This is a genomic window from Halocynthiibacter namhaensis (assembly GCF_000812685.1).
GTDB classification, from domain to species: Bacteria; Pseudomonadota; Alphaproteobacteria; order Rhodobacterales; family Rhodobacteraceae; genus Halocynthiibacter; species Halocynthiibacter namhaensis.
The window spans coordinates 56,055-80,358 of sequence record NZ_JWIF01000058.1 but is presented as its reverse complement, the minus strand read 5'-3'; the positions used below and the strand labels follow the sequence as shown (position 1 = coordinate 80,358).

Below are 24,304 nucleotides of genomic sequence, written 5' to 3'. Positions count from 1 at the left end.
TCATGGTGCAAAATATTCTCTTTGATCCGTTGATCCCAGCCTCTGTTTTGATCGGTGCCATTGTGCTGTCTTTTGCTCTCACGGCCTTTGCTGCGTGGCGCGGATTGGCGGGCTGGGTGTTGCGCATGGGGGCGGCAGGCCTGCTATTACTCGCCATCGCAAACCCATCATTGCAGCAAGAAGAACGTGAACCTTTAAATGACGTTATCCTGGCCCTGGTTGATGAAACCGCAAGCCAGACGATCGGGGGGCGCAGCACGCAAACCGCGACGGCTTTAGCCGATCTGCGCGACAAGGTTTCACACCGCGGCAACAGTGAATTGCGGGTCGTGAATATGGCCGATGCGGCAGATGATCAGGGCAGCAAATTGATCGCCAGCTTAACCCAGGCGCTTGCGGATATTCCGGCAAATCAAATCGCGGGGGTCATCGCGATTTCGGATGGGGTGGTGCATGATATGCCTGCGGTCCTCCCCGCTTTGACAGATGCGCCGTTTCACCTTTTGCAAACTGGCCGTGCCACTGACCGAGACCGCCGTCTCACGGTCAAAAATGCCCCTGGTTTCGCGATCATGGGCGAAGAGATCACATTGACCCTGCGCATCGACGACCTTGCTGCTGTACAAAATCCGGCGTCACAAACCCAAGCATCAGATATCTCGGCCCCACTTGTTATCTCGGTGGATGGGGCCGACCCGATCACCCTGAATGCCCCAATTGGGCGTGATTTCACCTTGCCATTCACCCTGCCACATGGCGGCATGAACACCCTGCAATTCGCCACCCCGATGCAGGATTGGGAACTGACGGATCGCAACAACCAAGCCATTCTGCGCATCAATGGGGTGCGTGACCGCCTGCGGGTTCTTTTGATCTCAGGTGAACCCCACGCAGGCGAGCGCGTATGGCGTAACCTATTGAAATCTGACAGTTCTGTTGATCTTGTGCATTTCACCATTCTGCGCCCGCCGGAAAAGCAAGATGGCGTTCCCGTGGATGAATTGGCCCTGATTGCCTTCCCAACCCATGAGCTGTTCATCGACAAAATTGACGAATTCGACCTGATCATTTTTGATCGCTACAAGCGTCGGGGCATTCTGCCTGGATCGTATTTTGACTCTGTGCGCGATTACGTGACCAACGGGGGCGCGGTCTTGGTCGCGGCTGGCCCGGATTACGCCTCGGTGGACAGTCTGTGGTATTCATCCCTATCCGATGTCTTGCCCGCTGGCCCCACTGGCCAAGTGCTGGAACGCGGCTATCTTCCGTCCATCACGGACCTCGGGCAACGGCATCCTGTGACCCGTGGTTTGAATGTTGCGCCGGATGTGGAAACGCCACCTTGGGGACGTTGGCTGCGTCAAACTGAACTGGTCGCTGAACCCGACTCCCAGACGATTATGTCCGGCAATGACACCCCACTTTTGGTCTTGGATCGTGCTGGGGAAGGACGCATAGCGCTACTTGGATCAGATCAAAGCTGGCTTTGGGCGCGGGGGTATGAAGGGGGTGGGCCACAGGCCGAACTTTTGCGCCGTCTTGCCCATTGGATGATGAAAGAACCCGAGCTGGAAGAAGAACGCCTTTTCGCTGAACCGCGCGGTCAATCCATGCAGGTCATCCATCAAACCCTGTCCGACACGATCGAAGACGTCGAGATCACGACCCCCTCGGGCGATACCGTCACATTGCCGCTGATTGAAACGACGCCGGGCCATTTTGCCACCAGCTGGGATGCACCTGAACCTGGCCTGTATCGTCTGAAATCGGCTGATGCCGAGGCCGTCGTCGCCCTAGGCCCCGCCGCCCCGCGTGAATTCATCGACACGATTGCAACGCCTGATATCCTTGCCCCGTTGATCGACAGCGCAAATGGCGGCAGCTTCCTGGTTGAAAACGCCCTGCCATCTCTGCGCACAACCCGCGCAGGCCGCCCGGCCGCCGGGCGCAATTGGATGGGGCTGTTACAACGCAACGCGACCCGCACGCTCAACATCACCCGCCAACCGCTATTGCCCCTATGGGCATGGCTGCTGATGATCATATGTATGACAACGGGTGCCTGGCTTTATGAAGGTCGGCGTGTATGAAGCCTGGAAATGCCGATATGAAGGCAAAAACATGCCGGGGAAAAGACCTGATTGGCCTTGTAATTGTTCTGATCTGGGGGGGGCTTGGTCCAGTGGGCCTTCGGAGCTTTCTTTTGATACTGTGCCGCTAGGGAGCTCAAGGTGTGTTTTTCACCTTTCCTAAAGTACTCGGGAAATCCGTCGTTGTTGGATCGGACCGGTCCCCTATGGCACCAGATCGAAAACTACACGGCTTGTACTCCAATCCGTGGTAGAAGTTCTGGCGCGGATATAAACCTGCTTTAGCTCTTCTGGCACATCCACCCCAGAGAGGCTGCGCGTGAAAGGCTGTTCATTCACATGTGGGTGGTGCAACACGCGCGTGCCCAAAATGTTTCCGTCAGCATCTTCAATACGCCAACCATCGGCGTAATCATCCCAGCCCGTGTCGTCATGGCGCAGGGTTACGCTGAAACTCCAACCTGTACCATCGGCGCGGGTATTTACGGATTCAACCACGGCATCATCGGCAAAACCAGGGGTCGCGACGGCGCAGAGCGCAATGATAAATCGAAACATGGTAAGCCTTTCTTAGGGTCAATTCATATTGTCATAGGACGGAGGCGGACTCCACTCACTTGCGTGTGATGAGAATTGGTTATATTACTTTACCAATCATGCCTCCGTGGGAGAAACCTCATGCAAATGCCCAAGCCAAATGCCAGGGTGCTGGACCGCAAAGATCGCATCACCGCGCGCTTGCGTGCGGCCTTGCCCAATTGCCCGGTAATCTCTGACCCGCGCGAATTACACGCCTATGAATGTGACGCGCTGACTGCCTATCGCTGCCCGCCTATGTGCGTGGTTTTGCCCGGCACCACGGATGAGGTGTCGACCGCATTGCGGATCTGCCATGAGGAACAAACACCCGTTGTGCCACGCGGCGCGGGCACGTCGTTGGCCGGTGGGGCCTTGCCGACGGCAGACTGCGTGATCATCGGGGTCGCCCGCATGAACCGGGTGATCGAAACCGACTATGACAACCGTTTTATCAAGGTGCAAACCGGGGTGACGAATTTGTCCGTGACCGGCGCGGTACAGGAGGATGGGTTCTTCTACGCACCCGATCCCTCTAGCCAGCTGGCCTGCGCCATTGCGGGCAATATCGCGATGAATTCCGGCGGCGCACATTGTTTGAAATATGGTGTGACCACCAATAACCTGCTGGGCGTTACTGTCGTGATGATGGATGGCGAAGTGGTTGAAATCGGAGGGGAATACCCGGATGCTGGCGGTGGATTGAACCTGCTGGGTTTGATCTGCGGATCAGAAGGCCAGCTTGGAATTGTGACCGAAGCAACCCTGCGCATCCTGCATTCCCCAGAAGGTGCGCGGCCGGTGATGATCGGTTTTAACAGCAATGAGGTCGCGGGCGCATGTGTCTCTGACATCATTCGTGCAGGCGTTTTGCCGGTGGCGATTGAATTCATGGATCGCCCCTGCATTCGTGCCTGCGAAGCTTTCGCCAAAGCCGGTTATCCCGATGTGGAAGCCCTGTTGATTGTCGAGGTCGAAGGGTCAAATGATGAGATCAATCATCAGCTGTCCCTGATCAAAGACATCGCCATGCAACACAACCCGGCTGAGTTCCGCGAAAGCACATCTGCCGCGGAAAGTGCCGCGATCTGGCTGGGCCGAAAATCCGCCTTTGGGGCCATGGGACAGATCAATGATTACATGTGTTTGGACGGCACGATCCCCGTGTCCGAATTGCCCTATGTCCTGCGCCGCATTGGTGAGATGAGCCAGGATTACGGCCTTGATGTTGCAAATGTTTTCCATGCAGGGGATGGTAATATGCACCCGCTGATCCTGTTTGATGCCAATAAGCCCGGCGACCTTGAACTCTGCGAGAGTTTCGGCGCGGATATTCTGAAACTATGCGTCGAAGTCGGTGGTTGTCTGACCGGTGAACATGGCGTTGGGGTCGAGAAACGTGACCTGATGGATTATCAATATTCCCCCGCAGATATCGAAGCCCAGTTGCGCGTGAAAGACGTGTTTGACCCCGCTTGGCTGTTGAATGCGGCTAAGGTTTTTCCTTTGGCTCATACTGAGGCCCGTCGTCTCAAGGGGGCGCTGCCCCCGTCAGCAAGCTGACTCCCCCGGAGTATTTGGAGCAAGATGAAAAGATGAAACCAACAGGTGAAGTAGAACTTTCAGAGATGATCCGGGCCGCTGATGGGCCGCTGTGCATTCAAGGCGGCGGAACGCGCGGCCTGTCTTGCGCGGGTGATGTGATTGAAACCACAGGGCTTTCTGGTGTCTCCCTATATGATCCAGGCGCGCTGACACTTGTGGCAGGGGCGGGCACGCCATTGGCTGAAGTTGAAGCGCTTTTGGCGAAAGAAGGGCAACGCTTGGCCTTTGAGCCCCGCCGCCTGAATGGGCTTTTGGGCACAGCGGGTGAGACGACTTTGGGCGGGATTGTCGCGACAAACAGTGCAGGACCTGCCCGAATTGCACTTGGGTCATGCGCCGATCACCTGCTGGGCGTGCGCTTTGTGACCGGTGCGGGGGAGATCGTGAAAAACGGCGGGCGCGTGATGAAGAATGTCACCGGCTATGATCTGGTGAAACTCATGGCGGGCAGTCACGGCACGCTTGGGGTCATGTCCGAGGTTGCTTTGAAGGTGCTGCCACGTCCCGAGACTGAGGCGACATTGGCGATTTCGGGCCAGACACCGATGCAGGCGCAAGCGATGATGGCGCGCGCCTTAGGGTCGCCTTTTGAGGTGACCGGCGCGGTTCATATCCCCGGTGGTGACACGTTGCTGCGGATTGAGGGATTTGAGGCCTCCGTGACATATCGCGCCGGAAAACTGGCGGAATTGACAGGCGTGGAAATCGCAAGCCGGGACGCGGACAGCCGCACCACCTGGGCCGATCTGCGTGATCTAGGCATGTTTGCGAACGGGGCTGAAAATCTCTGGCGTTTGCGACTGAAACCAACCGATGCACCGGACGCCTTGGCGCGTTTGCAGGGGGGTAAGGCCCTGATGGATATGGCAGGCGGAGAGATCTGGTTTGAATATCCAGAAGGGGATATGCGCGACCAGCTGAAGGGGCTGACATGTGATGCGCAACTGGTGCGTGGCACGGGTGCTGAACGTTTCCAACCGCAACCTGCGGCCTTGGCCAAGTTACAGTTAGGGTTACGCGCACGATTTGACCCGCGCGGGGTTTTGAACTCGGGATTGATGGGATAAATCATGCAGACATTTTTCACAGAAAAACAGCTTGAGAACCCGACTACAGAACGCGCCAATGAGATCCTGCGCGCCTGTGTGCATTGTGGGTTTTGCACGGCAACTTGTCCGACATATCAAGTGCTTGGGGATGAACTGGACAGCCCGCGTGGGCGGATTTATCTGATCAAGGATATGCTGGAAAACGAGCGCAAGCCAGATGCGAAAACCGTCAAACATATAGACCGCTGTCTGTCCTGTCTGGCCTGCATGACGACTTGCCCATCGGGCGTGCATTACATGCATCTGATCGACCACGCCCGCGCCTATATTGAGGAAAATTACAAACGCCCCCTAATGGAACGCATCTTGCGCCGGGTGCTCGCGATGATCTTGCCCTATCCCAAGCGTTTCCGCCTGGCGTTGTTGGGGGCGAAAATCATGCGACCGCTTGCACGTTTTCTGCCGGACCCACGCTTAAAGGCCATGTTGGATATGGCGCCAAGACACATCCCGCCCGTCAGTCGTAATGACGACCCGCAAGTGTTTGCCCCTCAAGCAGCGCGTAAAATGCGCGTCGCCCTGATGACGGGCTGTGCGCAAAAGGCGTTGAACACGGACATCAATGACGCGACCATTCGGCTGCTGCGCCGCCTGGGTTGTGAGGTCGTGATTGCCGATAAACAAGGGTGTTGTGGTGCGCTGACCCATCATATGGGACGCGAAGCCGACAGTCACAAAGCCGCCGCAAATAACATCGATGCCTTCCTGTGTGAGGATCAAAAATCACCTTTAGATGCGATTGTGATCAATACCTCTGGCTGCGGCACAACGGTAAAAGATTACGGCCATATGTTTCGCAATACCGGCCTTGCTGATAAGGCTATGCGGGTCTCAACGTTGGCGGTGGATGTATCTGAAATTCTTATGAAATTGGACCTCACCCCTATGGCGGATGACCATCCCGCCCATGGCATGAAAGTCGGATATCACGCGGCCTGTTCACTGCAACATGGGCAGCAGATTAAGACCTATCCCAAGGTGCTTTTGAAACACGCGGGTTTTACCGTGGCTGAACCGCGTGATGCGCATTTATGCTGTGGATCTGCGGGCACTTATAACCTGATGCAGCCGGAAATTTCAGGGCAACTTAAGGCGCGTAAACTGGAAACTTTGGCAGAAATTAACCCTGAAGTCATTTCTGCGGGCAACATTGGCTGCATGATGCAAATCGGCTCTGGTGCACAGGTGCCCGTTGCGCATACGGTGGAACTGCTTGATTGGGCGACCGGAGGGCCAATTCCACCGTCCATCAGCCAAGCACAAACCAAAGGGGCGGCGGAACCACAGGTGCCACTTTTCCGGTAATCGTAAGGATATAATGCGTTTGTTCCCCCAAAACCTTATTGGGCTTATCGGCGTGTTCGGCATGTTAGGCATTGGCGGGGCGATGGCCCAAGAACCGGAAGTTCATCCGCATCAATTGCTGACGGGCCAGGACATAACCGGATGGAGCGGCGTGGGGCGTCTGAATATTGCGGGGGGCATCATGTGTTCGGGCGCATTGATCGCTGATGACCTGGTTCTGACCGCGGCCCATTGCATGTTTGATCCCAACAGTCGGGAACAGTTCTTACCGCAAGATATTGAATTTCTGGCAGATTTTCGACAGGGGCGGGCGTCTGCGGTGCGGCGTGCGCGGCGCATTGAAATATTACCCGACTATGATCGCATGGATCCCAATCGTGAACAAATCCAACATGACATCGCCGTATTGCAACTTGATCGGCCCATTCACAATCGCTCTGTGACACCCTTTCTTTTGGGGCAAAGCCCAGGGCGAGGGGATGAGGTGGGCGTTGTGTCCTATGCCCATGACCGTGCTGAAAGCCCGGCGTTGGAAGCCGCCTGTAAAGTCGAAGCGCGTGATGAAATGGTGTTGGTTTTGACTTGTTCTGTCGATGCCGGGTCATCAGGCGCGCCGGTGTTTCGCATGGACGATGGCACGACACGGATCGTATCGGTTGTCTCTGCGGTGGGTGAATTCATGAACCAGAGGGTTTCAATTTCGGCAGTTCTTGACGACCGCATTGAAGACTTGCTGGCAGCCATCAATGCACAGGCGGAACCAGACACGCGGGAAAATCCTGGTCTTTTGCGGATCGGGCCGGGTGCGCAGGCGCCTGGAACGGGGGCGAAATTCTTAAGGCCATAGGTCGGATATCGCCAAGAATCTGCCCAGGGGTTGAAACCGAAAAAATCCATCATATGTCATTATCAACCGAACGCCATATTGGGTTCGGTATCACATGGTCCGTCCATTCGGAGGGCCGCTTATGTTATCGCTATGAAAGGGTAACCCCATGAGAACTTTTGATCTTTCCCCGCTGTACCGTGCTTCTGTTGGTTTTGACCAAGTCGCTGACATGATGGATCGCGTGCTTAGCAAAGATGGCGCACAGCCGACATATCCACCCTATAATATCGAGAAAACCGATGACGACGCTTACCGCATTTCGCTGGCGGTCGCCGGGTTCTCTGAAGATGAATTGAACGTTGAAGTGCGTGAAAACGCCCTGATCGTTTCCGCCCGCAAAGCGCCAGAAGATGGCGATAAAACCTGGCTGCACCGTGGCATCGCCAACCGCGCGTTTGAACGTCGCTTTCAGCTCGCTGATCACGTGCGCGTTCAAGGGGCAAGCCATGAAAACGGTATGTTGCATATCGAACTTGCCCGTGAAGTGCCCGAGGCCCTGAAGCCGCGGCGTATTGAAATCGCGTCCCTACATCAGCCCGCTTTGCAGGCGGCTGAATAAGGACCAAAAAGTTCCTCCCCGAACGCATTCCCGTGTGTTCACATCAAGGCGCGCCTTCGGGTGCGCCTTTTTGCTGTTTGATTGCAATTTGGGTGCAAGACCGTCAAAAAGGTCAAAATGGAGCACGCCCAAATGACCACACCGATGAAACCCTTTCTGATCCTGCAACTCCGCCCAGAAACCGAAGCGGCGGACGATGAATTTGCGGCGTTTTTGGAATTTGGCAACCTGTCTATGGGCGAGGTGCATCGCATTCGCTTGGATCAGGAAGACATCCCACAGGGTATTGATTTATCGGATTATTCCGGTGTGATCGTGGGCGGTGGGCCGGGCTGTGTTTCGGACGACCCGGATCAGAAAAGCGATATGGATGCAAAGATCGAACAGGCCTGTTTGGCCCTGATGCCCGAGATCACCAAACGCGACTTTCCCTTCATGGGCTGTTGCTATGGGATCGGCATTTTGGGGCACAGCCTTGGGGCAAGCGTCAGCAAGGAAAAATGGGGCGAAGTTGCTGGAACCGCCAATTGCGAAGTGGTTGCGGACGATCCCTTATTGGACGGAATATCAGGCAGTTGGCAGGCGTTTGTAGGCCATAAAGAAGCCCTGCAAGAATTGCCAGAAGGTGCGGTGCAATTGGTCACATCCCCGACCTGCCGGTATCAAATGGTGCGTTTTGGTCAGAATGTTTACGCCACGCAATTCCACCCAGAAGCCGACGCACAGGGCTTTGAAAATCGGATAAGTATCTACAAACACAAAGGATATTTCCCGCCAGAAGATGCGGAACGCCTGATCCAAATGTGCCGCGCTGCGGATGTCACCGTGCCCGAAAAGATCCTGCGCCGCTTTGTTGACCGCTACCGTACGCTCGACTGACAAAATCGAAACCATTTGCCTGCATCTTTATCCAGGTCATGACACAGCGGGCCAACCGGTCCGCATCCTACGGAAACAGTCCTGATTGGAACGTAAAACACTCCAGGGACCGCAATGAACCGTTCAATGCACGGGGCGAAGACGCCCAAAGTAGTTTTTCCGGATGGCGGCGCCGCTCTTCTTAATTGGCCCAGCAGATCCCAAGATGAACAGACAATTACATAAAACCGCACGGGCATATGACCCATGCGGCTCTTTCGCGTGACTAAAATTGCGATTATTGCGCTAGGCTTTGGGCCAAGCGCATCAGGCGTATGGCCTCGGCACGATAGCCAAATTCATCCGCACCCTTATGGGCATTCGCAAGCTTGATCGCCTGGGGGTAATCCCATTTCCCAAGATAATCCGACCCTTGCAACAGCTGCGCAAATCCGGCGATGGCGATGGCAAAGCTGGCTTCCGATCCGGCCTCAGACGCGCCTGTCATCACGGGGGTTTCAATTAAATTGCTGACGTCTTCTCCGGGGTTCTTATAGCGCAGGCGTAGATACCCGACCTCGCCATGACCTGTAGGCGTGGTGTCTGTTCCATAGCGCAACGGATCATTCAGAACCGCATCCGATCCTACCGGGGTGATTTCATAAATCGCAGTCACCCGATGCCCCGCACCGATTTCGCCTGCATCCACAGTGTCATTGTTGAAATCTTCACGTTTCAACGCGCGGGTTTCATAGCCGATAAGGCGATATTCGGCGACTACGTCGGGGTTGAATTCCATCTGGATCTTGACGTCATTGGCAATCGGGAAAAGCGCGCCAGACAGTTGATCCACCAGCACTTTTTGTGCTTCTTGCAGCGTGTCGATATAAGACGCGGTGCCATTGCCGTTTTGCGCAAGCGCCTGCATGGTCGCATCATCAAGGTTGCCACGCCCAAAGCCCAGAACCGACAGATATGTGCCGCTGTCACGTTTGTCCGCAATGTAATCTTTTAGGGCTTCGGGGTTCGACAGGCCGACGTTGAAATCGCCGTCAGTGGCCAAGATCACACGGGAAATCTCGCCGTCTTCCGCCATGGTTTCGGCCAATTGGTAAGCCTGCTGCAACCCGGCTTGTCCCGCCGTTGATCCGCCCGCGCTTAGGTTGGTCAATGCGTTCATAATGACGGTTTTCTCGCTGGCCGGGGTGGGGGCCAAAACCTGCCCGGCGCTGCCCGCATAGGTGACAATCGCCACGGAATCCTCGGGGCGCAGTTCCGACAGCATCAGGCGGAAGCTTTGCACAAGCAAAGGCAGCTTATCAGGGTCGCTCATGGACCCGGATGTATCGATCAGAAACACCAAGTTCAGCGGGGGGCGTTCATCCATCACGGGCAGCTCACCCTGAATGCCGATATGCACAAGTTGCGTGCCTTCGTTCCAAGGCGTATCGGTCACCGTCACTGTGGTGGCGAAGGGCTGATCACCTGCAGGCGGCGTGTAGGCATAGGGGAAATAATTGATCATTTCCTCGGCGCGCACGGCCTCGGCAGGTGGCAAATATCCCTGCGTCAGGGACGACCGCACAATCGCATAGGAGGCGGTATCCACATCAATCGAAAACGTCGAAACCGGCTCCTCTGATGTGATTTTCAGCGGATTTGGGGCTTCGTTTGCGAAGGTTTCAGTGTTGCTTTCGGGCAGAGGCATGATGTCACCTGGGAAACTCAAGCGTTGCTGTGGAATGGAAAGATCATGGTGAAACTGCGCATCGCCTGAGGCGTTTTCTGAAAAAGCGATCTCAGCCTCGCCGGACAGGGTGACGCCGCCAGTTCGACGTTGAGGTGCAGCCACGATTTCATCCGCCATTTCCATGGCGGGCTGGGCCTCAAGGGTCTCAACGGTTGCAACGGGCTCAGAGGCGACGGGAACGGACAGTAGGGCCGGGTCGACTTTCGCTGCCATCCTTGCGTCATCCACACTTAAATTCGGCAGCACCACAATCAATGCCACGCCAAGGGTTGCGACACTGGTGGTGGCGGCCAATGCGCCTTTGGTGGAAAGTTTCTTAAACATCTCACGTACTCCTGAAATAAGGCCCGGTGTTTCGGGGCGTTCAGAAATAGGACGTGTCTCAGCCGCAGTTCCCTGGCGGGCGGCGTGAAGTTTTTCAAAATTCTTTTCCGCAAGCGCGATATTTGCGTCACGTTTGCTAGCGTCAGCTTTGGGGGTGGCCGCCTGCAGCGCCGACGTCAGCTTATCGAGATCAAAGTCATTGCTCACAATGTGGCCTCCTTTTCATGCAGGGCTTTTAGGCGTTTTTTCACTTCCGAGATGCGCCAACTCACGGTGCCCTCCGTCACGCCAAGCACATCGGCGGCCTGGGCTTGGGTCATGTCCTGATCCATGGTTAACGCCAATGTATCACGCAAATCCTGGGGCAGGGATGTCATGGCCTCAGACAGCCAATCGCGCGCCTCGGCTTCCTCACGGATGGTTTCCTGACGGTTCACCTCCCAATCGCCCCAACCATCGGCATGGCGGGCGTGGGTTTGCTGGCGGCGACGGCGATCATGGGCGGCATTCACGGCAACCCGGTACAGCCAGGTCGTGAATTTTGCATCCCCCTTGAACGAGGCAAGCTTGGCAGGCAGGGCGGCGCAAATATCCTGAGTCAGGTCTTCGGCGTCGGCCTTGCTGCCGGTCAGGCGAAAACACAGGCCAAACAGGCGGTCGTAATGACGCCGCAGCAAAACCCCAAAGGCTTTCCCATCACCACCAGCCGCAGCCAGTGCAAGGTTTTGATCATCGACACTCATACGCATTTCATAAAGTATGACGCGCCCCAAAGGTCAATCCTTGGTACAGGGGAAAGTTTTTTCTGATGCGCCAAATGCGATCGCAAAGGCTGCGATTTTGAGCATGCCGTCAAATGTGGTATAGTTTGACCATATTTTTGGAGGTTTTTGTTATGGCACAACACTTTGTCGGATTTTGGAACGTAGAGAATCTATTTGGTCCGGAAGATCACCCACCCAGGATTCCGTGGGTGGCGCGTAAAATGGCTGGTGACTTAACCGGTTGGACGCAAGCGATGTATCGGCGCAAACTGGAACAATTGGACGCGGTGATCAGCCAGATGAACGCGGGGAATGGCCCTGATATTCTGGGCATGTGTGAAGTGGAAGATCGCTTTGTTCTGGAAGACCTTCTGGTGCTTTTGTCAGCATCCACCGGGCGCGTGTATGACATCGTTCATGCGGATAACCTTCATGATTTACGTGGGATCGATACGGCGTTTATCTATGATCGCGACCGTTATTCTGTTGACCCATCCACTGTGTTTAACCATTTTGTTATCCGCCGCACGGGCACGCGCGATATTTTGCAAGCGACATTTGCAACGGGTGATGGCCAAGAGTTGATCCTGCTGGCGAACCATTGGCCGTCCCGATCCGGCGGTGCAGAAAAAAGTGCTGGATTTCGCGCGACGGCAGGCGAGACGCTTGGGTATTGGCACAGCCGCATCCGCGAAGAAGCGCGCGACAAGGACCGGTCTTGTGTCCTGGCGCTGGGTGATTTCAACGACGATCCTTTTGATCCGTCCCTGCGATTTAACGCCAATTCCACCCGCGAGCACGGCGATGTGGAACGGGCACAATCAGCGAAGTTCTACAATTTTTCATGGGAGTACCTGATCTGGCAAGCGCAGGATCATCGTGGCAAAGACCGGCAGTTGAACGGCACGCTTTATTATGCCGGAAATGGGAATGTGTTTGATCAGATCTTGGCGTCACGTCCCATGTTGGATGGCGGGGCAGCGGGTTTCAAAGTGGCTGATGGCACGGCCAAGCCGTTCTTTATCCCTTCGATGGTCAGCCATAAAACCAGCGAAGGCCCCATTCGGTTTGGCCTGCCCAAAGGGGACGCCACCAAAGTAAATTTGGACGGCTATTCAGACCATTTTCCCGTGGTTATTCAATTGGTTGATGCGGTGTAAGGTCTGGGCTGGCGCTTAATGCGCTTCGGCCCAATTCGCACCTTTGCCCGCATCCACAACCAGCGGTACCGACAGTTTTACCGCCGGGTCTGCGGCGGTTTCCATCACGTGGCGCACGATTTCGGTCACCTCGTCCACTGCGCTGTCTTCGACCTCAAAGATCAATTCATCATGGACCTGCAACAGCATTTTCGCGGGCATCCCCTGGATCGCATCGGGCATACGGATCATCGCGCGTCGGATGACGTCGGCGGCGGTGCCTTGGATCGGCGCGTTGATCGCAGCACGTTTGCCAAACCCAGCACGGGGGCCTTTTTCGGCGATACCAGGCGTGTGCACTTTGCGCCCAAACAACGTCTGCACGTACCCGTGTTCTTTCGCGAATTCCACGGTCTCATCCATATAGGTGCGGATGCCAGGGAAGCGTTCAAAATAGCGGTCAATAAAGCCCTGGGCTTCTTTGCGGGGGATGCGCAGGTTGCGCGCCAGGCCAAAGCCAGAGATCCCGTAAATCACACCAAAGTTGATCGCCTTGGCCTGACGGCGGATCATCGGATCCATGCCTTCCAGCGGCACGTTGAACATTTCACTGGCGGTCATGGCGTGGATGTCATGGCCCTTGTGAAACGCGTCTTTCAACGCATCAATACCTGCCATATCGGCCAAAATACGCAGCTCAATTTGGCTGTAATCAAGGCTGATTAGGGTTTTTCCGGGTTCAGCAATGAAGGCTTCACGAATGCGGCGGCCTTCTTCAGTTCGGACCGGAATATTCTGCAAATTCGGGTCGGTCGAGGCCAGGCGCCCGGTCGACGCACCCGCAATCGAATAGCTTGTGTGCACGCGGCCCGTGTCGGGGTTGATGTGGTCTTGCAGCGCATCTGTGTAGGTCGACTTAAGCTTTGAAAGTTGACGCCAATCAAGCACACGACCAGGCAATTCATGTTCCGTTGCAAGGTCTTCCAGCACATCTGCCCCGGTTGCATAAGCACCGGTTTTGCCTTTTTTGCCGCCCTCAATGCCCATTTCGTCAAACAGGATTTCGCCCAGTTGTTTTGGCGATCCGACGTTGAAATTCCGCCCAGCCAATTCATAGATCTCGGCCTCAAGCCCTGCCATTTTCTGGGCAAAAGCATTGGACATGCGTGACAGCGCATCGCGATCGACCTTGATGCCGTGCATTTCCATTTCCGCAAGCACGGGCACAAGGGGCCGTTCCAGTTTCTCGTATACTTTCGTGACCTGTTGCGCATGCAATTTTGGCTTGAACATTTGCCACAGGCGCAGGGTGATATCGGCGTCCTCGGCCGCGTATTTCACGGCGTCATCAACGGGGACTTTGTCAAAGGTGATCGCAGATTTGCCCGTGCCCAGCAATGACTTGATAGGGATCGGTTTGTGATCCAGATAACGTTCAGACAGGGTATCCATGCCGTGATTGTGCAGCCCGCCATGCAGCGCATATGACATCAACATCGTGTCATCAATAGGCGCAACAGAAACGCCGTAACGTTTGAAAATCTTGGCGTCATATTTCATATTTTGGCCGATTTTCACGATGGCAGGATCTTCCAGCATCGGCTTTAACATATCAATTGCGGCCTGGAGATCCATCTGCCCTTGGGCCATGTCTTCGGTCGCAAATAGATCTTCGCCCGCATCCGCCCGGTGGGCCAATGGGATGTAACAGGCTTTGCCCGCCTCAACACAGAGCGAGATGCCGACAAGGTCGACGATCATCTCATTCAGGCCCGTGGTTTCTGTGTCCACCGCGACCCAGCCACGTGTGTATATTTGGTTAATCCAGCCTTGCAAGGCTGTCGCGTCTTTCACCCATTCATAGGTTTCAGGCTTAAATTCAATGGCTTGCGGTGCATCCGGTGCGCTGGTCGTCTCTGCCACAACAGGGGCTTCGACGCCAAGTTTCTTTGCAATGCGCCCGGACAGGGTGCGCAATTCCATCTCGGCCAAAAAGCCCAGCAGGTCATCCGCAACAGGGGCGCGCAGTTCAAAATCATCAAAACCCACGTCCAAATCCATGTGCTGATCCAGCTCAACCAGGCGTTTAGAGATGCGGATCAGGTCTGCATTGTCAATCAGGCTGGCACGGCGTTTGGGTTGCTTGATTTCGCCCGCGCGTTCCAGCAAAGTTTCCAGATCGCCATATTCATTGATCAAAAGGGCGGCGGTTTTGATGCCAATGCCAGGCGCACCAGGCACGTTATCCACGCTATCGCCCGCAAGCGCTTGCACGTCGACCACACGGTCGGGGCCCACGCCGAACTTTTCTTCAACGCCCTCAGAATCGATGCGCTTGTTTTTCATCGGGTCGACCATCTCAACACCGCCGCCAACAAGCTGCATTAGGTCTTTGTCCGAACTGATAATCGACACACGACCACCGGCTTCGCGACCCTGGCGCGCAAGTGTTGCGATGATGTCGTCTGCCTCAAAGCCTTCGACCTCGACGCAGGCGATGTTAAAGGCGCGGGTCGCGTCGCGGGTTAGGGGGAATTGCGGGCGCAGATCTTCGGGGGCCGGGGGCCGGTTCGCTTTGTATTTGTCGTAAATATCGTCGCGGAATGTCTTGCCTTTGTGGTCGAAAATCACGGCGACATGGGTTGGTGCATCATGGCCGGTGCTGTCTTCCACAACCTTCATCAACATGTTGCAGAACCCAGAAACCGCGCCAATGGGCAGACCGTCGGACTTGCGTGTCAGCGGGGGAAGCGCGTGATAGGCCCGGAAAATAAATGCCGAACCATCGATCAGATGCAGGTGACAGCCTTCGCCAAATGACATGTTAACACTCCCGTTTACGCGTTTGCCTGTTCATGCCATGTTCCGCGCCCGGGGGCTAGCCCGTGCGCGGATGGAATGCGAAATTCTATCGCAGGGTTGGGTTTAGCGCCCTGAAAGCCGCTCAGCCAACATCAGGGCGTTGTTATCTGGGTCATAAAGTGTTGCGAGCTTCACCATGCCGTCAATAACTTGGGTTTCACCGTCGAAGTTTACCCCAGCTGCAGCCAGTGTTTCGCGCGCAGCATCAAGATCGCTTACCCCAAAGACAGGCACGCAGTTGCCAGGTTCGGGCTTTGTGTGTTCACCGAAGCCAAGCACGACACCCGGGGTGTTGGTCGACATCTCGGACCAACCCATCTCATCCCCATGAAATCGAAGCTTAAAGCCTAGCTTTTCTTCGTACCATGTGGCGCTGGCGTGGCGGTCAGAGACAGTCAGTGCAAGCGTGATTTGGTCGTCGGGTGTAACAAGTGACATGGAGGGATCCTTTATGCTTTTCATGTGATATAATATATAGTAACTATACTTTATGTACATAAATCAATTTGTCAACATCACGACGCGTGCCTGGACTTTGCCGATCCTGGCGAAGCTGCACGATGGTGTCGCAGGGCGGCAAGCCCCGCTGTTGGCGGCAACTGGCGCTGGGCGCACGGCCTTTGCGCAAAGCATGGAACATCTCATTCAACTAGAGCTTTTGGAACGCAATCCCGGCCATGGCCATCCATTGCGACCCGAGTTCCGCTTGACCACAACAGGGCAAGCAGCCGCCGAGCTGGCATACAACGTGTACAGCCACGCGGAGGAGGGGGATCAAGGCTTGTTGCGGCGGTCCTGGACATTGCCTGTCTTGGCGGCGTTGCAATCGTCCGGTCAGTTCTCAATGATCCAGCGGCGCTTGCCCCGGATTACGGATCGGGCATTGTCACAATCGTTAAAAACCCTTGAAGATCGTGCATGGGTGCATCGTTGCGTTGATGTGCAGGCCCGCCCGTTGCGCCCGGTGTATCAGCCCGCAAACACGGGTGAAACGATAAGCAGAATTGTCGGGGCGACCGTGCTGTTTCAGTGAGTTTGGTGTTCTTTCAGGGACAGTTCAAACGACCAGGTTGTTGGTGTCCAAACGCCGAAACGCAGACCTGCGGCGCGCAGTTGTTCGCCCAGCCAGACATTACAAGTTCGCAAAGCGCTGAACCGCCCAATGGCGTGAAAGAAACGGTCGGTTTGCGTGAAGCCAGGGTGATCCAAGACCTGAGGGCGGCCAAAGCCGTCGCGCGAAAAGCTTTCGGTGATAGAGGCCAAAAGCGCGTTATATTGTACGGAACTCAGCGAAATTGTATGGGCGTCAATATCAGGTCGAAGCTCGCCCAATGCATCCACACGCAAGACGGAATCGTCACCTGTAATGGCGCGCAGAACATCACCTGCTTTGACATCTGTGTAGTCGCCCGCCGAGGTGTAAAACTGTTCCGCCCCCCAACCGACAAGGAACCATTTCACACCAGGATGATCGGTGGGAATGCCCGCGTCACGGGTGAAGCGCAGGGCCGAACGTGTTTGAATGTTTGCGGGCAGCAAAATATCGTAATGAATTTTACCGCCAACCAGCATGACATCGATCTGTTGGCCTGCGTAACGGGTCTTATCGCCAGTGGGGATCAAACCGCCGAGCATGCCAAAAAACAGCCACAGAAATACGATTTTCAGTGCCAGGCGCGTGCCCAGAAATGAAAATCGAAAGAGCTTTAGCAATGTGTTCAGGACGCCTTGTCAGCCATAGAGGCATGCACGATTTTTTTGTCGCAATATCCGCATTCCACGACACCGGTGTCCGCAGGGATTTGCAGCCAAACGCGTGGGTGCCCAAGGGCTGCGCTTTCGCCGCCATCACAGGCAACTTTCCACGTGTTTACGATCTCGGTTTCTGGTGCTTTGGTGGTCATCGGTATATTCCCGGCTCTGCCTAATTTAAGTGTAGTGATAGCAGCGTAAGTCATCGCCGCCAAGCGTTAAGCCTTCTGTAACATGCGTCCCAGAGGGCGTCCCGCCAAAATATGCACGTGAAGGTGTAAGACTTCCTGAACGCCATTTTCACCGGCATTGGAAATGACGCGATACCCGTCGCCCTCATTGGCGGCCAGTCCCAGCAGCTTGCAGACCTCGGCTGTTGCACGTGTGAAGCCGATGATCTCGGCGTCGGATGCCTCAGATGCGAAGTGATCATAGCAAACATATGGGCCCTTGGGGATCACCAAAACGTGGTCGGGGGCCTGCGCATAGAGGTCGCGAAAGGCCAAGGCGTGATCATTTTCAAAAACGGTGTCGTTTGGGATTTCTCCGCGCAAGATTTTCGCAAAGATGTTCTGATCGTCGTAGATATATGGCATTTTCTGTCTCCTCAGTCCGCAAACAGGTGGGGGGCGCGGACGATATTGCGGGCGGCGTCCACTGGGATATGCAAGAAATCGGCGACCGCAACGGTGTTTTCTTCTTCGGTGCCTGCTTCGCGCATTCGGAAGAAATCGGCAAGCAACGCGTCGCGAATTTCATCGCTTTCTTGCAATACGTCACGCCGAATTGTGGGCAGAAGGCGGGTGATGGTTTCATCCGACGTCATGTCGCCCGCAAGACCAACCCGTTTGGCGTGACCCGCCAGATAGTCTTCTGAAAACGAGCACTCAAGCTCAAGCAGGCGGGTGTTGGAACGGTCGGTGTAAAAATCTCGGATGAGATCAAGGTTCTTAGGATCAAGACAGATCATCATCCGATCGGATTGGTAATAATCCAAGATGATCCGGGTCAATGCACGCCTGTGACGGGTGCGCTTGTCCAGTGACCCTTCAATGCCGCCAAGATCTGGAAGCGGCGTGTTTTCTTCGTCGAACAGATAGTCAATCGCAGGCAAATCCGTGTGCGCGCGCACGGCGGCGGCGAATCGTTTGGCCACATGCCATTTTTTGCAGGTCACGATATAAAGCGTGCGATCACGCCCCAGAGAACTTTCGGTTTCCCAAGAACGGGGTGCAAAGCGACGACCAATGCGCCCGCGCTGGGCTAAGAAACGAAACAGGTTGCGCCCTTCATTTGAGATCTTGAATTCCTGATCCCCCGTGGCCCAAAGTTCACCCAGTCGATCTTTTAGTTCATGGGCGTCAGAACTGATTTTGCGAGCGAAAAGAAAGCCTTGGCTTAGAAGTAGGTCATAGTGGTCATTGTAAAATGTCACAGGCATCCCGTAATCCGAGAACATCAGAAACGTCAATGTGCGCCCTTCAATTTCTTCGGTTGGGATCAAGTGACGTACAAGCGTTTGGAAGAATGTCTCGTCGGGGATCCATGTGGTGCGGAAAAAGCGGATCACATCGGGGTTTTGACGCACAAAACGTAGGATTTCTTCGATGGTGTTGCGCCGCAGGCACCACCATTGGCTGCCGATCATCATGCGCAGATCTTGTGGCACTTTCCGGGTAAGACCGAGCTTCTTCTGCAAGTTGAACGACCCATAGAACATGGTTTTTGACGTACGTTCATTGAAGAAATGCCGGTAAATCAGCCGTTCTTCCTTCATGCCGGTTTTGATCCAATCACTGGCGAAGTAATCAAAGCTTTCGATGTAATCCCGGTCATGGGCATCGAGGAAGTCATGGGCGTATTCGGCGGTTTTAATCGCCATGCAATCCCCTGATAACATGTAGAAATGGGACGCGCGTGGAAAGGCATCGACGGCGGCTTCGACTGCGTGAAGCGTGGCCTGCACGAGGGACCATTCGCCCCAGCCGCATTTGATTCGTTTTTTTGCGTAGGCCACATTAGGGTTGTCGGACAAAGCATCTTTAATGCGTTGAAAATGTTCGGCTTTCGCCCGGGCGTCAAAGTGAATGGAGATATAATCGCCGGTTTCGGTCAGGCGCTCTGCTTGTTGGATGATCGAATCAGGATCTTTGTGACACAGCAGAATAAAAGCAATTTTCGGCATAGTAGTGACGGAAACCTCATGTTACGGCATGAATACAGGAATAAACATTTATGCCATTGTATAAACGACAGTTGTTTGCTTTTTTATAGCCTATTGCTGCAAAATAACAGTAAGTACATTTAGTGTATATCAGGAGGCGAGTTAAATATGGGGTTCCCAGGAACTTGGATGACCGAAAGCGAGAGCGTGGTGTACCGTGTTGTGCCGAAATGTGCGTGCTCGACCATCGGTCAGGTGATGTATTACTCTGATCACGGCGAATTTTTTGATGGCGATATTCATGATGCAAAACAAGGCATTCACAAATGGGCGCTTGATGCGAGCCAGCCAAAAATCGAAGCAAATGTTGCAGGCCACAAGTCCTATGCGTTCACCTGTGTGCGCAATCCCTACACCCGGGTTCTAAGCTCGTTCTTTGACAAAATTTGTGGCATTCAGCGCAACGGCAAGCGCTATCGTGGCAATTTGGTGCCGCTGCTGATCCAGAAATATGGCATTGAAGTTGGCGACCCGGAAACCGGGTTTGAGTTTGACCAAATCCAAAGCTTCCGGCGATTCCTTTTGTTTGTGCGTGACACCATTCGGTGGCGTCGGCCAATGGACCCGGATATTCACTGGTCCGCCATGTCCGGCCATGTCTCGACCTATATCGCCAATGGCGGCCGTTACGATAATGTCTTTTTCACCGAGAGATTTAACGACGGCATGCAATCTGTGTTGGACGCGATTGAGACAAAACACACGGTTGATTTGAACGCGATCCCACGGTTCAACGAAAGCGAAGGCCACGGCCCCAAACGCGCCCATCCGGTTGCGGATTATTTCGATGACCTGTCGATGCATTTGATCTGGGAAATCTACCACCGGGATTTCAAACTGTTCAAATACAGCTTTGATGACCCCTCAAATAAAATGCCCATCGGCGAAGTCGACCTGGACGAGATCCACGCCAAACTCGGCGAGTGATTTGAGGGCGTGACGGGGGACTGTCACGCCCTTTTTCTGTGCGGTTGCATGGGCAGATGAGTGCCCGATGAAGCGCAGTCCGATGTCGGAGATTACTATGATAAATGTATGTAGGTTCGTTGAATAAAGGTGACAGAATTGGACGAATGCTTTTCTGACAAAAATGTATTTTCATATTTTGTCGCTGACGTTAAGAAAATTATCGCAAATGACTTTCAAGATGTTGAGCGCCTTTTGAAGGCTGAGCTTTATAGGCAGCGACAGAATGAGAAAGATGTCCCTTGGGATCAAAGGCTTCCTAAAAACATTGACGGTTTGAGTGCCGATCAAGAGGCAGCACTTGTGGAGCGCGTGTTTTTGGACTGGATGCACTTCAGGGGCGTGAAACTTTCTGCGGTGCCTCGGAAGGTACGGGTTTTCAATGGAATTGCAGCACAGGTGAATTTTTCGCCAGTGTTACTCGAGGTGGCTTCCTGTTTGGAACGTGGGCACTCCATTGCAGATCGTTTGAGCAGAAAGTTAACTAAGTCGGACAAAATTAATGAGTTCAGGAAAGATTTTCTTTTCTGGAACTTCGGGATTGCACATATTCATTTGGGGCGAGCTTTTGAAACCGTGAACCGCCGTGCCGGAGGGGATCAGGTGCTGTATGCCTACATTGATGAACGAGATGCAGTTTTCTTGGAAATAGGGAAACATGATTTTACGATGCGAAACAGTTTGTTGAGAGCATTAAAGTCTGCAGCGCCAGAGATTCTAGATAGGTGGGAGTTAAAAGGAATCGATGGGCTGTCACGCAATGTTTCAGAAGCGGAAAGAACGCAGCTCGTGAAAAAGGGCGTAAATGTTCCGATCGAATTGGATGGCCAGTACTATACGGCACCCGGTGGCGGGCTGGTGTCTTCTCGCGCATCAATGAAGCTTCGTCGAGATCTAGATGAACTTATACTCGCTGTTTATACGGAATGTATGGCGGCTAGTGACCCGATTTTGGAATGCAGAAATTGGCAGATGAAATTTAATGGTAGATGTTTGGTCCTAGCCCCCGAATTGGGGGACATAGGGAAGTCATTTATGGGAGAAACTTGTAAGATTTCCCCACAAGTCATACTCTCCGGCCTCATCGACCTCAACGGTGACGATGTCTCCGACTTTCACACCCTCGGTGCCCTCGTCGATAAATAGGTTGCCGTCGATCTCGGGGGCATCAGACATGGTGCGGGTGGTGGCGATGCCGTCGTCGTCAATATCATCGACGATTACATCCATCACACGACCAACTTTCGCGGCCAGTTTCGCCTCGGAAATCGCCTGCGCCTTGACCATGAAGCGGTCCCAGCGGTCTTGCTTGATCTCTTCCGCGACGTGATCGGGCAGGGCGTTAGATCGTGCGCCATCGACGTTTTCATATTTGAAACACCCGACGCGATCCAATTGCGCCTCGTCCATCCAATCCAGCAGATGTTGGAACTCGGCCTCGGTCTCGCCGGGATAACCGACGATGAAAGTCGAACGCAGGGTGATGTCGGGGCAGGTGTCGCGCCAGGCCGCAATCTCGCCCAGGCTTTCCGCCATGCCGGGACGCGCCATGCGTTTCAGAACGTCCGGATGGGAATGTTGGAACGGGATATCAAGGTAAGGCAAGACGCCATTGGCGGGGTCGGCCATGAGCGGCATGAGATCGCGCACAAACGGGTAGGGGTAGACGTAATGCAGCCGCACCCAAGCGCCGAGCGAGCCAAGATCACGGGCGAGATCTAGGATATGGGCGCGATGGCCGCGTTCCTCGGCGAATTTGATATCCATACCATAGGCAGAGGTGTCCTGGCTGATCACCAGCAGTTCGCGCACGCCCGCATCCACAAGCTTTTCGGCTTCGCGCATCACCGCATGGGCCGGGCGGCTTTGCAGGCGGCCACGCATATCGGGGATGATGCAGAATTTACAACGATGGTTACAGCCCTCGGAAATCTTGAGATAGCTGAAATGGCGCGGTGTCAGGGAGACACCAGATGCAGGCAGCAGATCAACGAAGGGATCGGGGGACGGCGGCACAGCACCATGCACAGCATCCAGCACCTGTTCGTATTGATGCGGCCCGGTGACTGCCAAAACATTGGGGTGGGTGCCACGGATGTAATCTTCTTCCGCACCAAGACAGCCGGTCACGATGACTTTGCCGTTCTCGTTTAAGGCCTCGCCAATCGCATCCAGGCTTTCGGCTTTGGCTGAATCCAGAAACCCGCAAGTGTTCACAATCACCGCATCCGCGCCGGTGTAATCCGGGCTGATCGCATAGCCTTCCGCACGCAGGCGCGTCAGGATGCGCTCGCTGTCGACCAAGGCTTTTGGGCAGCCCAGTGAAACCATGCCAATGCGCGGCTGCCCACTGCGGGCGGCGTTGTCACCAAGGCGGATTTGCGGGGCGAGGTCGGGGCGGAGATCTGGCGGATTGCTGGTCATGTGTCCCTATACGGTGGGATGGGGCAGTAGGGCAAGCATTAGGCGTTTCTAAGCCGTGTTTTCAGTCATTGGCGTTGTGAGAGTGAGATGCCTGCCCGGGTGTGAAAGGGACGGCGCTGCCTGTGGTGCGGCGTAAGCCGCCTTGAGGCGGTGCATTGTCGGTGTGAGATTTTCTGGGGCAGTGCATGAGCCTGGGTGGGTTTGATTGCGCCCTGCCTTGGGGATGAGGAGGGGACCGTCGTTCCTGTGGAACGGCGTAAGCCCTGACGGACAGTCGCGATGGTGGTGTGAGGTTTGTAAAGGGTGGCGGGTGACCCTGGGTGGGCGTGAAGCGCCCTCCCGTGGGGAGGGTCAGGCGCTGCCCGTGCGTGGCACGGGCGATTAGTTGAGGAGGCGTTCCCAGGCGGCTAAGAGAAAATCATGATAACTAAAGTCGATTTTCAGAACACGAAAGAACATTAATGTTAACAGCAATATTCCAGAGCCGAAGCCGGTTACGACAGTGACGAGAAAAACTGGGAACCATTGCCCTTGAAGAATAATGGATTTTTCACCTGCGTTTTGCTCGGCTAAGAGTATTGCATCTACTTTTTCCCCGGAGGATTGATAACTTTCCGCCATTGCCTCAGCGGCCAATTTTACGGTGTATACGTTGTGGAGGGAAACTTTAAGTGTCCAATATATAAAAAGCTGTAGTGACGAGCCTAACAATATTGCGATCAATGCGGTGTCCCAAGGGTGCATCCCTTCACTGACAAAGTTCCAAATAGCAAAGAAACCAGCATACCCAAAAGAAATGACAATGTTATTGTAAGCCGCAGCCTTATCAAACAGGGTGTTATTGATAGCAACTATTCGTTGTTCAAGTGTATCTTGCAACTGATGCTCTATATGTTCTTGAAATTCATATTGCTGTTGAATTTGCTGAGCTTCATTGATTCTGCGCGCGAGCCTTTCTTCTGAAATTTCAAAAGCCAACTTGTCTAAACCTATAGAACGTAGGTAGTCGGAAAGTTCGGCTATACGGCTGTCTTCTGCAGCATTATCTGTGTTCATGAATGCCCCATAATATAAATGCTTATCAATTCGATGAAACAACCACACGCAG

The 24,304-nt window shown here is 54.4% G+C and carries 22 protein-coding genes; 11 read left to right on the top strand and 11 right to left on the bottom strand.

Annotated elements, in window-relative coordinates; genetic code table 11:
* Positions 1-2 precede the first annotated feature (2 nt).
* Positions 3-2,090, top strand: a complete 2,088-nt coding sequence (locus RJ38_RS11635; RefSeq protein ID WP_039019045.1) for a membrane protein — start codon at positions 3-5, stop codon at positions 2,088-2,090.
* A 204-nt stretch (positions 2,091-2,294) separates the two neighbouring features.
* On the opposite strand, the gene RJ38_RS11630 is transcribed toward RJ38_RS11635, so the two are convergent.
* Positions 2,295-2,648 carry a hypothetical protein gene (locus tag RJ38_RS11630; protein WP_039019044.1) on the bottom strand — a complete coding sequence of 118 codons (354 nt, stop codon included), beginning with the start codon at positions 2,646-2,648 and terminating at the stop codon, positions 2,295-2,297.
* Positions 2,649-2,768: 120 nt separating this feature from the next.
* On the opposite strand from RJ38_RS11630, the gene RJ38_RS11625 reads away from it, so the two are divergent.
* The 6 genes from RJ38_RS11625 to RJ38_RS11600 all read left to right on the top strand — a co-directional run bounded on the left by RJ38_RS11625 (position 2,769) and on the right by RJ38_RS11600 (position 9,012).
* Complete coding sequence (locus RJ38_RS11625; protein ID WP_039019043.1) at positions 2,769-4,229, top strand: FAD-linked oxidase C-terminal domain-containing protein; 1,461 nt, start codon at positions 2,769-2,771, stop codon at positions 4,227-4,229.
* Between the two features lie 32 nt (positions 4,230-4,261).
* Positions 4,262-5,338 carry an FAD-binding protein gene (locus RJ38_RS11620; RefSeq protein ID WP_039019042.1) on the top strand — a complete coding sequence of 359 codons (1,077 nt, stop codon included), beginning with the start codon at positions 4,262-4,264 and terminating at the stop codon, positions 5,336-5,338.
* Positions 5,339-5,341: 3 nt separating this feature from the next.
* The gene (gene glcF, locus RJ38_RS11615) at positions 5,342-6,685 is read left to right on the top strand and encodes a glycolate oxidase subunit GlcF (protein WP_039019041.1); all 1,344 of its coding nucleotides are present in this window, start codon (positions 5,342-5,344) and stop codon (positions 6,683-6,685) included.
* Positions 6,686-6,698: 13 nt separating this feature from the next.
* On the top strand, positions 6,699-7,532 hold the full coding sequence (locus RJ38_RS11610) for a trypsin-like serine peptidase (protein ID WP_039019040.1): 834 nt from the start codon (positions 6,699-6,701) through the stop codon (positions 7,530-7,532).
* Positions 7,533-7,680: 148 nt separating this feature from the next.
* Positions 7,681-8,133: an Hsp20 family protein gene (locus RJ38_RS11605; RefSeq protein WP_039019039.1), complete on the top strand. Its 453-nt coding sequence runs from the start codon at positions 7,681-7,683 to the stop codon at positions 8,131-8,133.
* Positions 8,134-8,277: 144 nt separating this feature from the next.
* Positions 8,278-9,012, top strand: coding sequence for a glutamine amidotransferase (locus RJ38_RS11600; protein ID WP_039019084.1), 735 nt, complete (start codon positions 8,278-8,280; stop codon positions 9,010-9,012).
* A 277-nt stretch (positions 9,013-9,289) separates the two neighbouring features.
* Here the strand turns inward: RJ38_RS11600 and RJ38_RS11595 are convergent, their stop codons facing one another.
* Together RJ38_RS11595 and RJ38_RS11590 are read right to left on the bottom strand one after the other, a co-directional pair.
* The gene (locus RJ38_RS11595; RefSeq protein WP_039019038.1) at positions 9,290-11,272 is read right to left on the bottom strand and encodes a vWA domain-containing protein; all 1,983 of its coding nucleotides are present in this window, start codon (positions 11,270-11,272) and stop codon (positions 9,290-9,292) included.
* On the bottom strand, positions 11,269-11,808 hold the full coding sequence (locus RJ38_RS11590; RefSeq protein ID WP_039019037.1) for an RNA polymerase sigma factor: 540 nt from the start codon (positions 11,806-11,808) through the stop codon (positions 11,269-11,271). The genes RJ38_RS11595 and RJ38_RS11590 overlap by 4 nt, the downstream gene beginning before the upstream one ends.
* 113 nt (positions 11,809-11,921) lie before the next feature.
* Between RJ38_RS11590 and RJ38_RS11585 the strand changes: the two genes are divergently transcribed.
* Positions 11,922-12,989, top strand: coding sequence for an endonuclease/exonuclease/phosphatase family protein (locus tag RJ38_RS11585; protein ID WP_337588975.1), 1,068 nt, complete (start codon positions 11,922-11,924; stop codon positions 12,987-12,989).
* A 15-nt stretch (positions 12,990-13,004) separates the two neighbouring features.
* Here RJ38_RS11585 and polA read toward each other — a convergent pair whose 3' ends face one another.
* Positions 13,005-15,791 (bottom strand): DNA polymerase I, encoded by a 2,787-nt coding sequence (polA, locus tag RJ38_RS11580; RefSeq protein WP_039019035.1) that lies wholly within the window; start codon positions 15,789-15,791, stop codon positions 13,005-13,007.
* Positions 15,792-15,893: 102 nt separating this feature from the next.
* Positions 15,894-16,268 (bottom strand): VOC family protein, encoded by a 375-nt coding sequence (locus RJ38_RS11575; protein ID WP_039019034.1) that lies wholly within the window; start codon positions 16,266-16,268, stop codon positions 15,894-15,896.
* A 52-nt stretch (positions 16,269-16,320) separates the two neighbouring features.
* Here RJ38_RS11575 and RJ38_RS11570 point away from each other — a divergent pair, with 52 nt between their 5' ends.
* On the top strand, positions 16,321-16,863 hold the full coding sequence (locus RJ38_RS11570; RefSeq protein ID WP_039019033.1) for a winged helix-turn-helix transcriptional regulator: 543 nt from the start codon (positions 16,321-16,323) through the stop codon (positions 16,861-16,863).
* Here the strand turns inward: RJ38_RS11570 and RJ38_RS11565 are convergent.
* From RJ38_RS11565 to RJ38_RS11550, 4 genes are all read right to left on the bottom strand, one after another.
* Positions 16,857-17,543, bottom strand: a complete 687-nt coding sequence (locus tag RJ38_RS11565; RefSeq protein WP_052245349.1) for a TIGR02117 family protein — start codon at positions 17,541-17,543, stop codon at positions 16,857-16,859. The two genes, RJ38_RS11570 and RJ38_RS11565, sit on opposite strands and share 7 nt — an antisense overlap.
* Positions 17,544-17,548: 5 nt before the next feature.
* Positions 17,549-17,734 carry a zinc-finger domain-containing protein gene (locus RJ38_RS11560; protein WP_039019032.1) on the bottom strand — a complete coding sequence of 62 codons (186 nt, stop codon included), beginning with the start codon at positions 17,732-17,734 and terminating at the stop codon, positions 17,549-17,551.
* A 66-nt stretch (positions 17,735-17,800) separates the two neighbouring features.
* Positions 17,801-18,178, bottom strand: coding sequence for an HIT domain-containing protein (locus tag RJ38_RS11555; RefSeq protein ID WP_039019031.1), 378 nt, complete (start codon positions 18,176-18,178; stop codon positions 17,801-17,803).
* 11 nt (positions 18,179-18,189) lie between these two features.
* Positions 18,190-19,767 (bottom strand): DUF5928 domain-containing protein, encoded by a 1,578-nt coding sequence (locus RJ38_RS11550; protein ID WP_039019030.1) that lies wholly within the window; start codon positions 19,765-19,767, stop codon positions 18,190-18,192.
* 147 nt (positions 19,768-19,914) lie between these two features.
* Between RJ38_RS11550 and RJ38_RS11545 the strand changes: the two genes are divergently transcribed.
* Together RJ38_RS11545 and RJ38_RS18895 are read left to right on the top strand one after the other, a co-directional pair.
* On the top strand, positions 19,915-20,733 hold the full coding sequence (locus RJ38_RS11545) for a sulfotransferase family protein (RefSeq protein WP_039019029.1): 819 nt from the start codon (positions 19,915-19,917) through the stop codon (positions 20,731-20,733).
* A gap of 129 nt (positions 20,734-20,862) precedes the next feature.
* Positions 20,863-21,918, top strand: a complete 1,056-nt coding sequence (locus RJ38_RS18895) for a hypothetical protein (RefSeq protein ID WP_156121846.1) — start codon at positions 20,863-20,865, stop codon at positions 21,916-21,918.
* On the opposite strand, the gene rimO is transcribed toward RJ38_RS18895, so the two are convergent.
* Complete coding sequence (gene rimO, locus RJ38_RS11535; protein ID WP_039019027.1) at positions 21,802-23,196, bottom strand: 30S ribosomal protein S12 methylthiotransferase RimO; 1,395 nt, start codon at positions 23,194-23,196, stop codon at positions 21,802-21,804. The genes RJ38_RS18895 and rimO overlap by 117 nt on opposite strands.
* A gap of 381 nt (positions 23,197-23,577) precedes the next feature.
* Entirely contained in the window at positions 23,578-24,252 is a 675-nt protein-coding gene (locus RJ38_RS11530; RefSeq protein WP_039019026.1) for a hypothetical protein, read from the bottom strand.
* Positions 24,253-24,304 lie beyond the last annotated feature (52 nt).

What these genes read in the sequence shown, in the direction of transcription:
- RJ38_RS11625 (WP_039019043.1), top strand. Translation starts at nt 2,769, where the DNA reads ATGCAAATGCCCAAGCCAAATGCCAGGGTGCTGGACCGCAAAGATCGC.
- RJ38_RS11545 (WP_039019029.1), top strand. Translation starts at nt 19,915, where the DNA reads ATGGGGTTCCCAGGAACTTGGATGACCGAAAGCGAGAGCGTGGTGTAC.
- RJ38_RS11630 (WP_039019044.1), bottom strand. Translation starts at nt 2,648, where the DNA reads ATGTTTCGATTTATCATTGCGCTCTGCGCCGTCGCGACCCCTGGTTTT.
- RJ38_RS11530 (WP_039019026.1), bottom strand. Translation starts at nt 24,252, where the DNA reads ATGAACACAGATAATGCTGCAGAAGACAGCCGTATAGCCGAACTTTCC.
- RJ38_RS11605 (WP_039019039.1), top strand. Translation starts at nt 7,681, where the DNA reads ATGAGAACTTTTGATCTTTCCCCGCTGTACCGTGCTTCTGTTGGTTTT.
- RJ38_RS11555 (WP_039019031.1), bottom strand. Translation starts at nt 18,178, where the DNA reads ATGCCATATATCTACGACGATCAGAACATCTTTGCGAAAATCTTGCGC.
- RJ38_RS11585 (WP_337588975.1), top strand. Translation starts at nt 11,922, where the DNA reads ATGTGGTATAGTTTGACCATATTTTTGGAGGTTTTTGTTATGGCACAA.
- RJ38_RS11550 (WP_039019030.1), bottom strand. Translation starts at nt 19,767, where the DNA reads ATGCCGAAAATTGCTTTTATTCTGCTGTGTCACAAAGATCCTGATTCG.
- RJ38_RS11570 (WP_039019033.1), top strand. Translation starts at nt 16,321, where the DNA reads ATGTACATAAATCAATTTGTCAACATCACGACGCGTGCCTGGACTTTG.
- RJ38_RS11635 (WP_039019045.1), top strand. Translation starts at nt 3, where the DNA reads ATGGTGCAAAATATTCTCTTTGATCCGTTGATCCCAGCCTCTGTTTTG.
- RJ38_RS11575 (WP_039019034.1), bottom strand. Translation starts at nt 16,268, where the DNA reads ATGTCACTTGTTACACCCGACGACCAAATCACGCTTGCACTGACTGTC.
- rimO (WP_039019027.1), bottom strand. Translation starts at nt 23,196, where the DNA reads ATGACCAGCAATCCGCCAGATCTCCGCCCCGACCTCGCCCCGCAAATC.
- polA (WP_039019035.1), bottom strand. Translation starts at nt 15,791, where the DNA reads ATGTCATTTGGCGAAGGCTGTCACCTGCATCTGATCGATGGTTCGGCA.
- RJ38_RS11590 (WP_039019037.1), bottom strand. Translation starts at nt 11,808, where the DNA reads ATGAGTGTCGATGATCAAAACCTTGCACTGGCTGCGGCTGGTGGTGAT.
- RJ38_RS11560 (WP_039019032.1), bottom strand. Translation starts at nt 17,734, where the DNA reads ATGACCACCAAAGCACCAGAAACCGAGATCGTAAACACGTGGAAAGTT.
- RJ38_RS11620 (WP_039019042.1), top strand. Translation starts at nt 4,262, where the DNA reads ATGAAACCAACAGGTGAAGTAGAACTTTCAGAGATGATCCGGGCCGCT.
- RJ38_RS11610 (WP_039019040.1), top strand. Translation starts at nt 6,699, where the DNA reads ATGCGTTTGTTCCCCCAAAACCTTATTGGGCTTATCGGCGTGTTCGGC.
- RJ38_RS11600 (WP_039019084.1), top strand. Translation starts at nt 8,278, where the DNA reads ATGAAACCCTTTCTGATCCTGCAACTCCGCCCAGAAACCGAAGCGGCG.
- glcF (WP_039019041.1), top strand. Translation starts at nt 5,342, where the DNA reads ATGCAGACATTTTTCACAGAAAAACAGCTTGAGAACCCGACTACAGAA.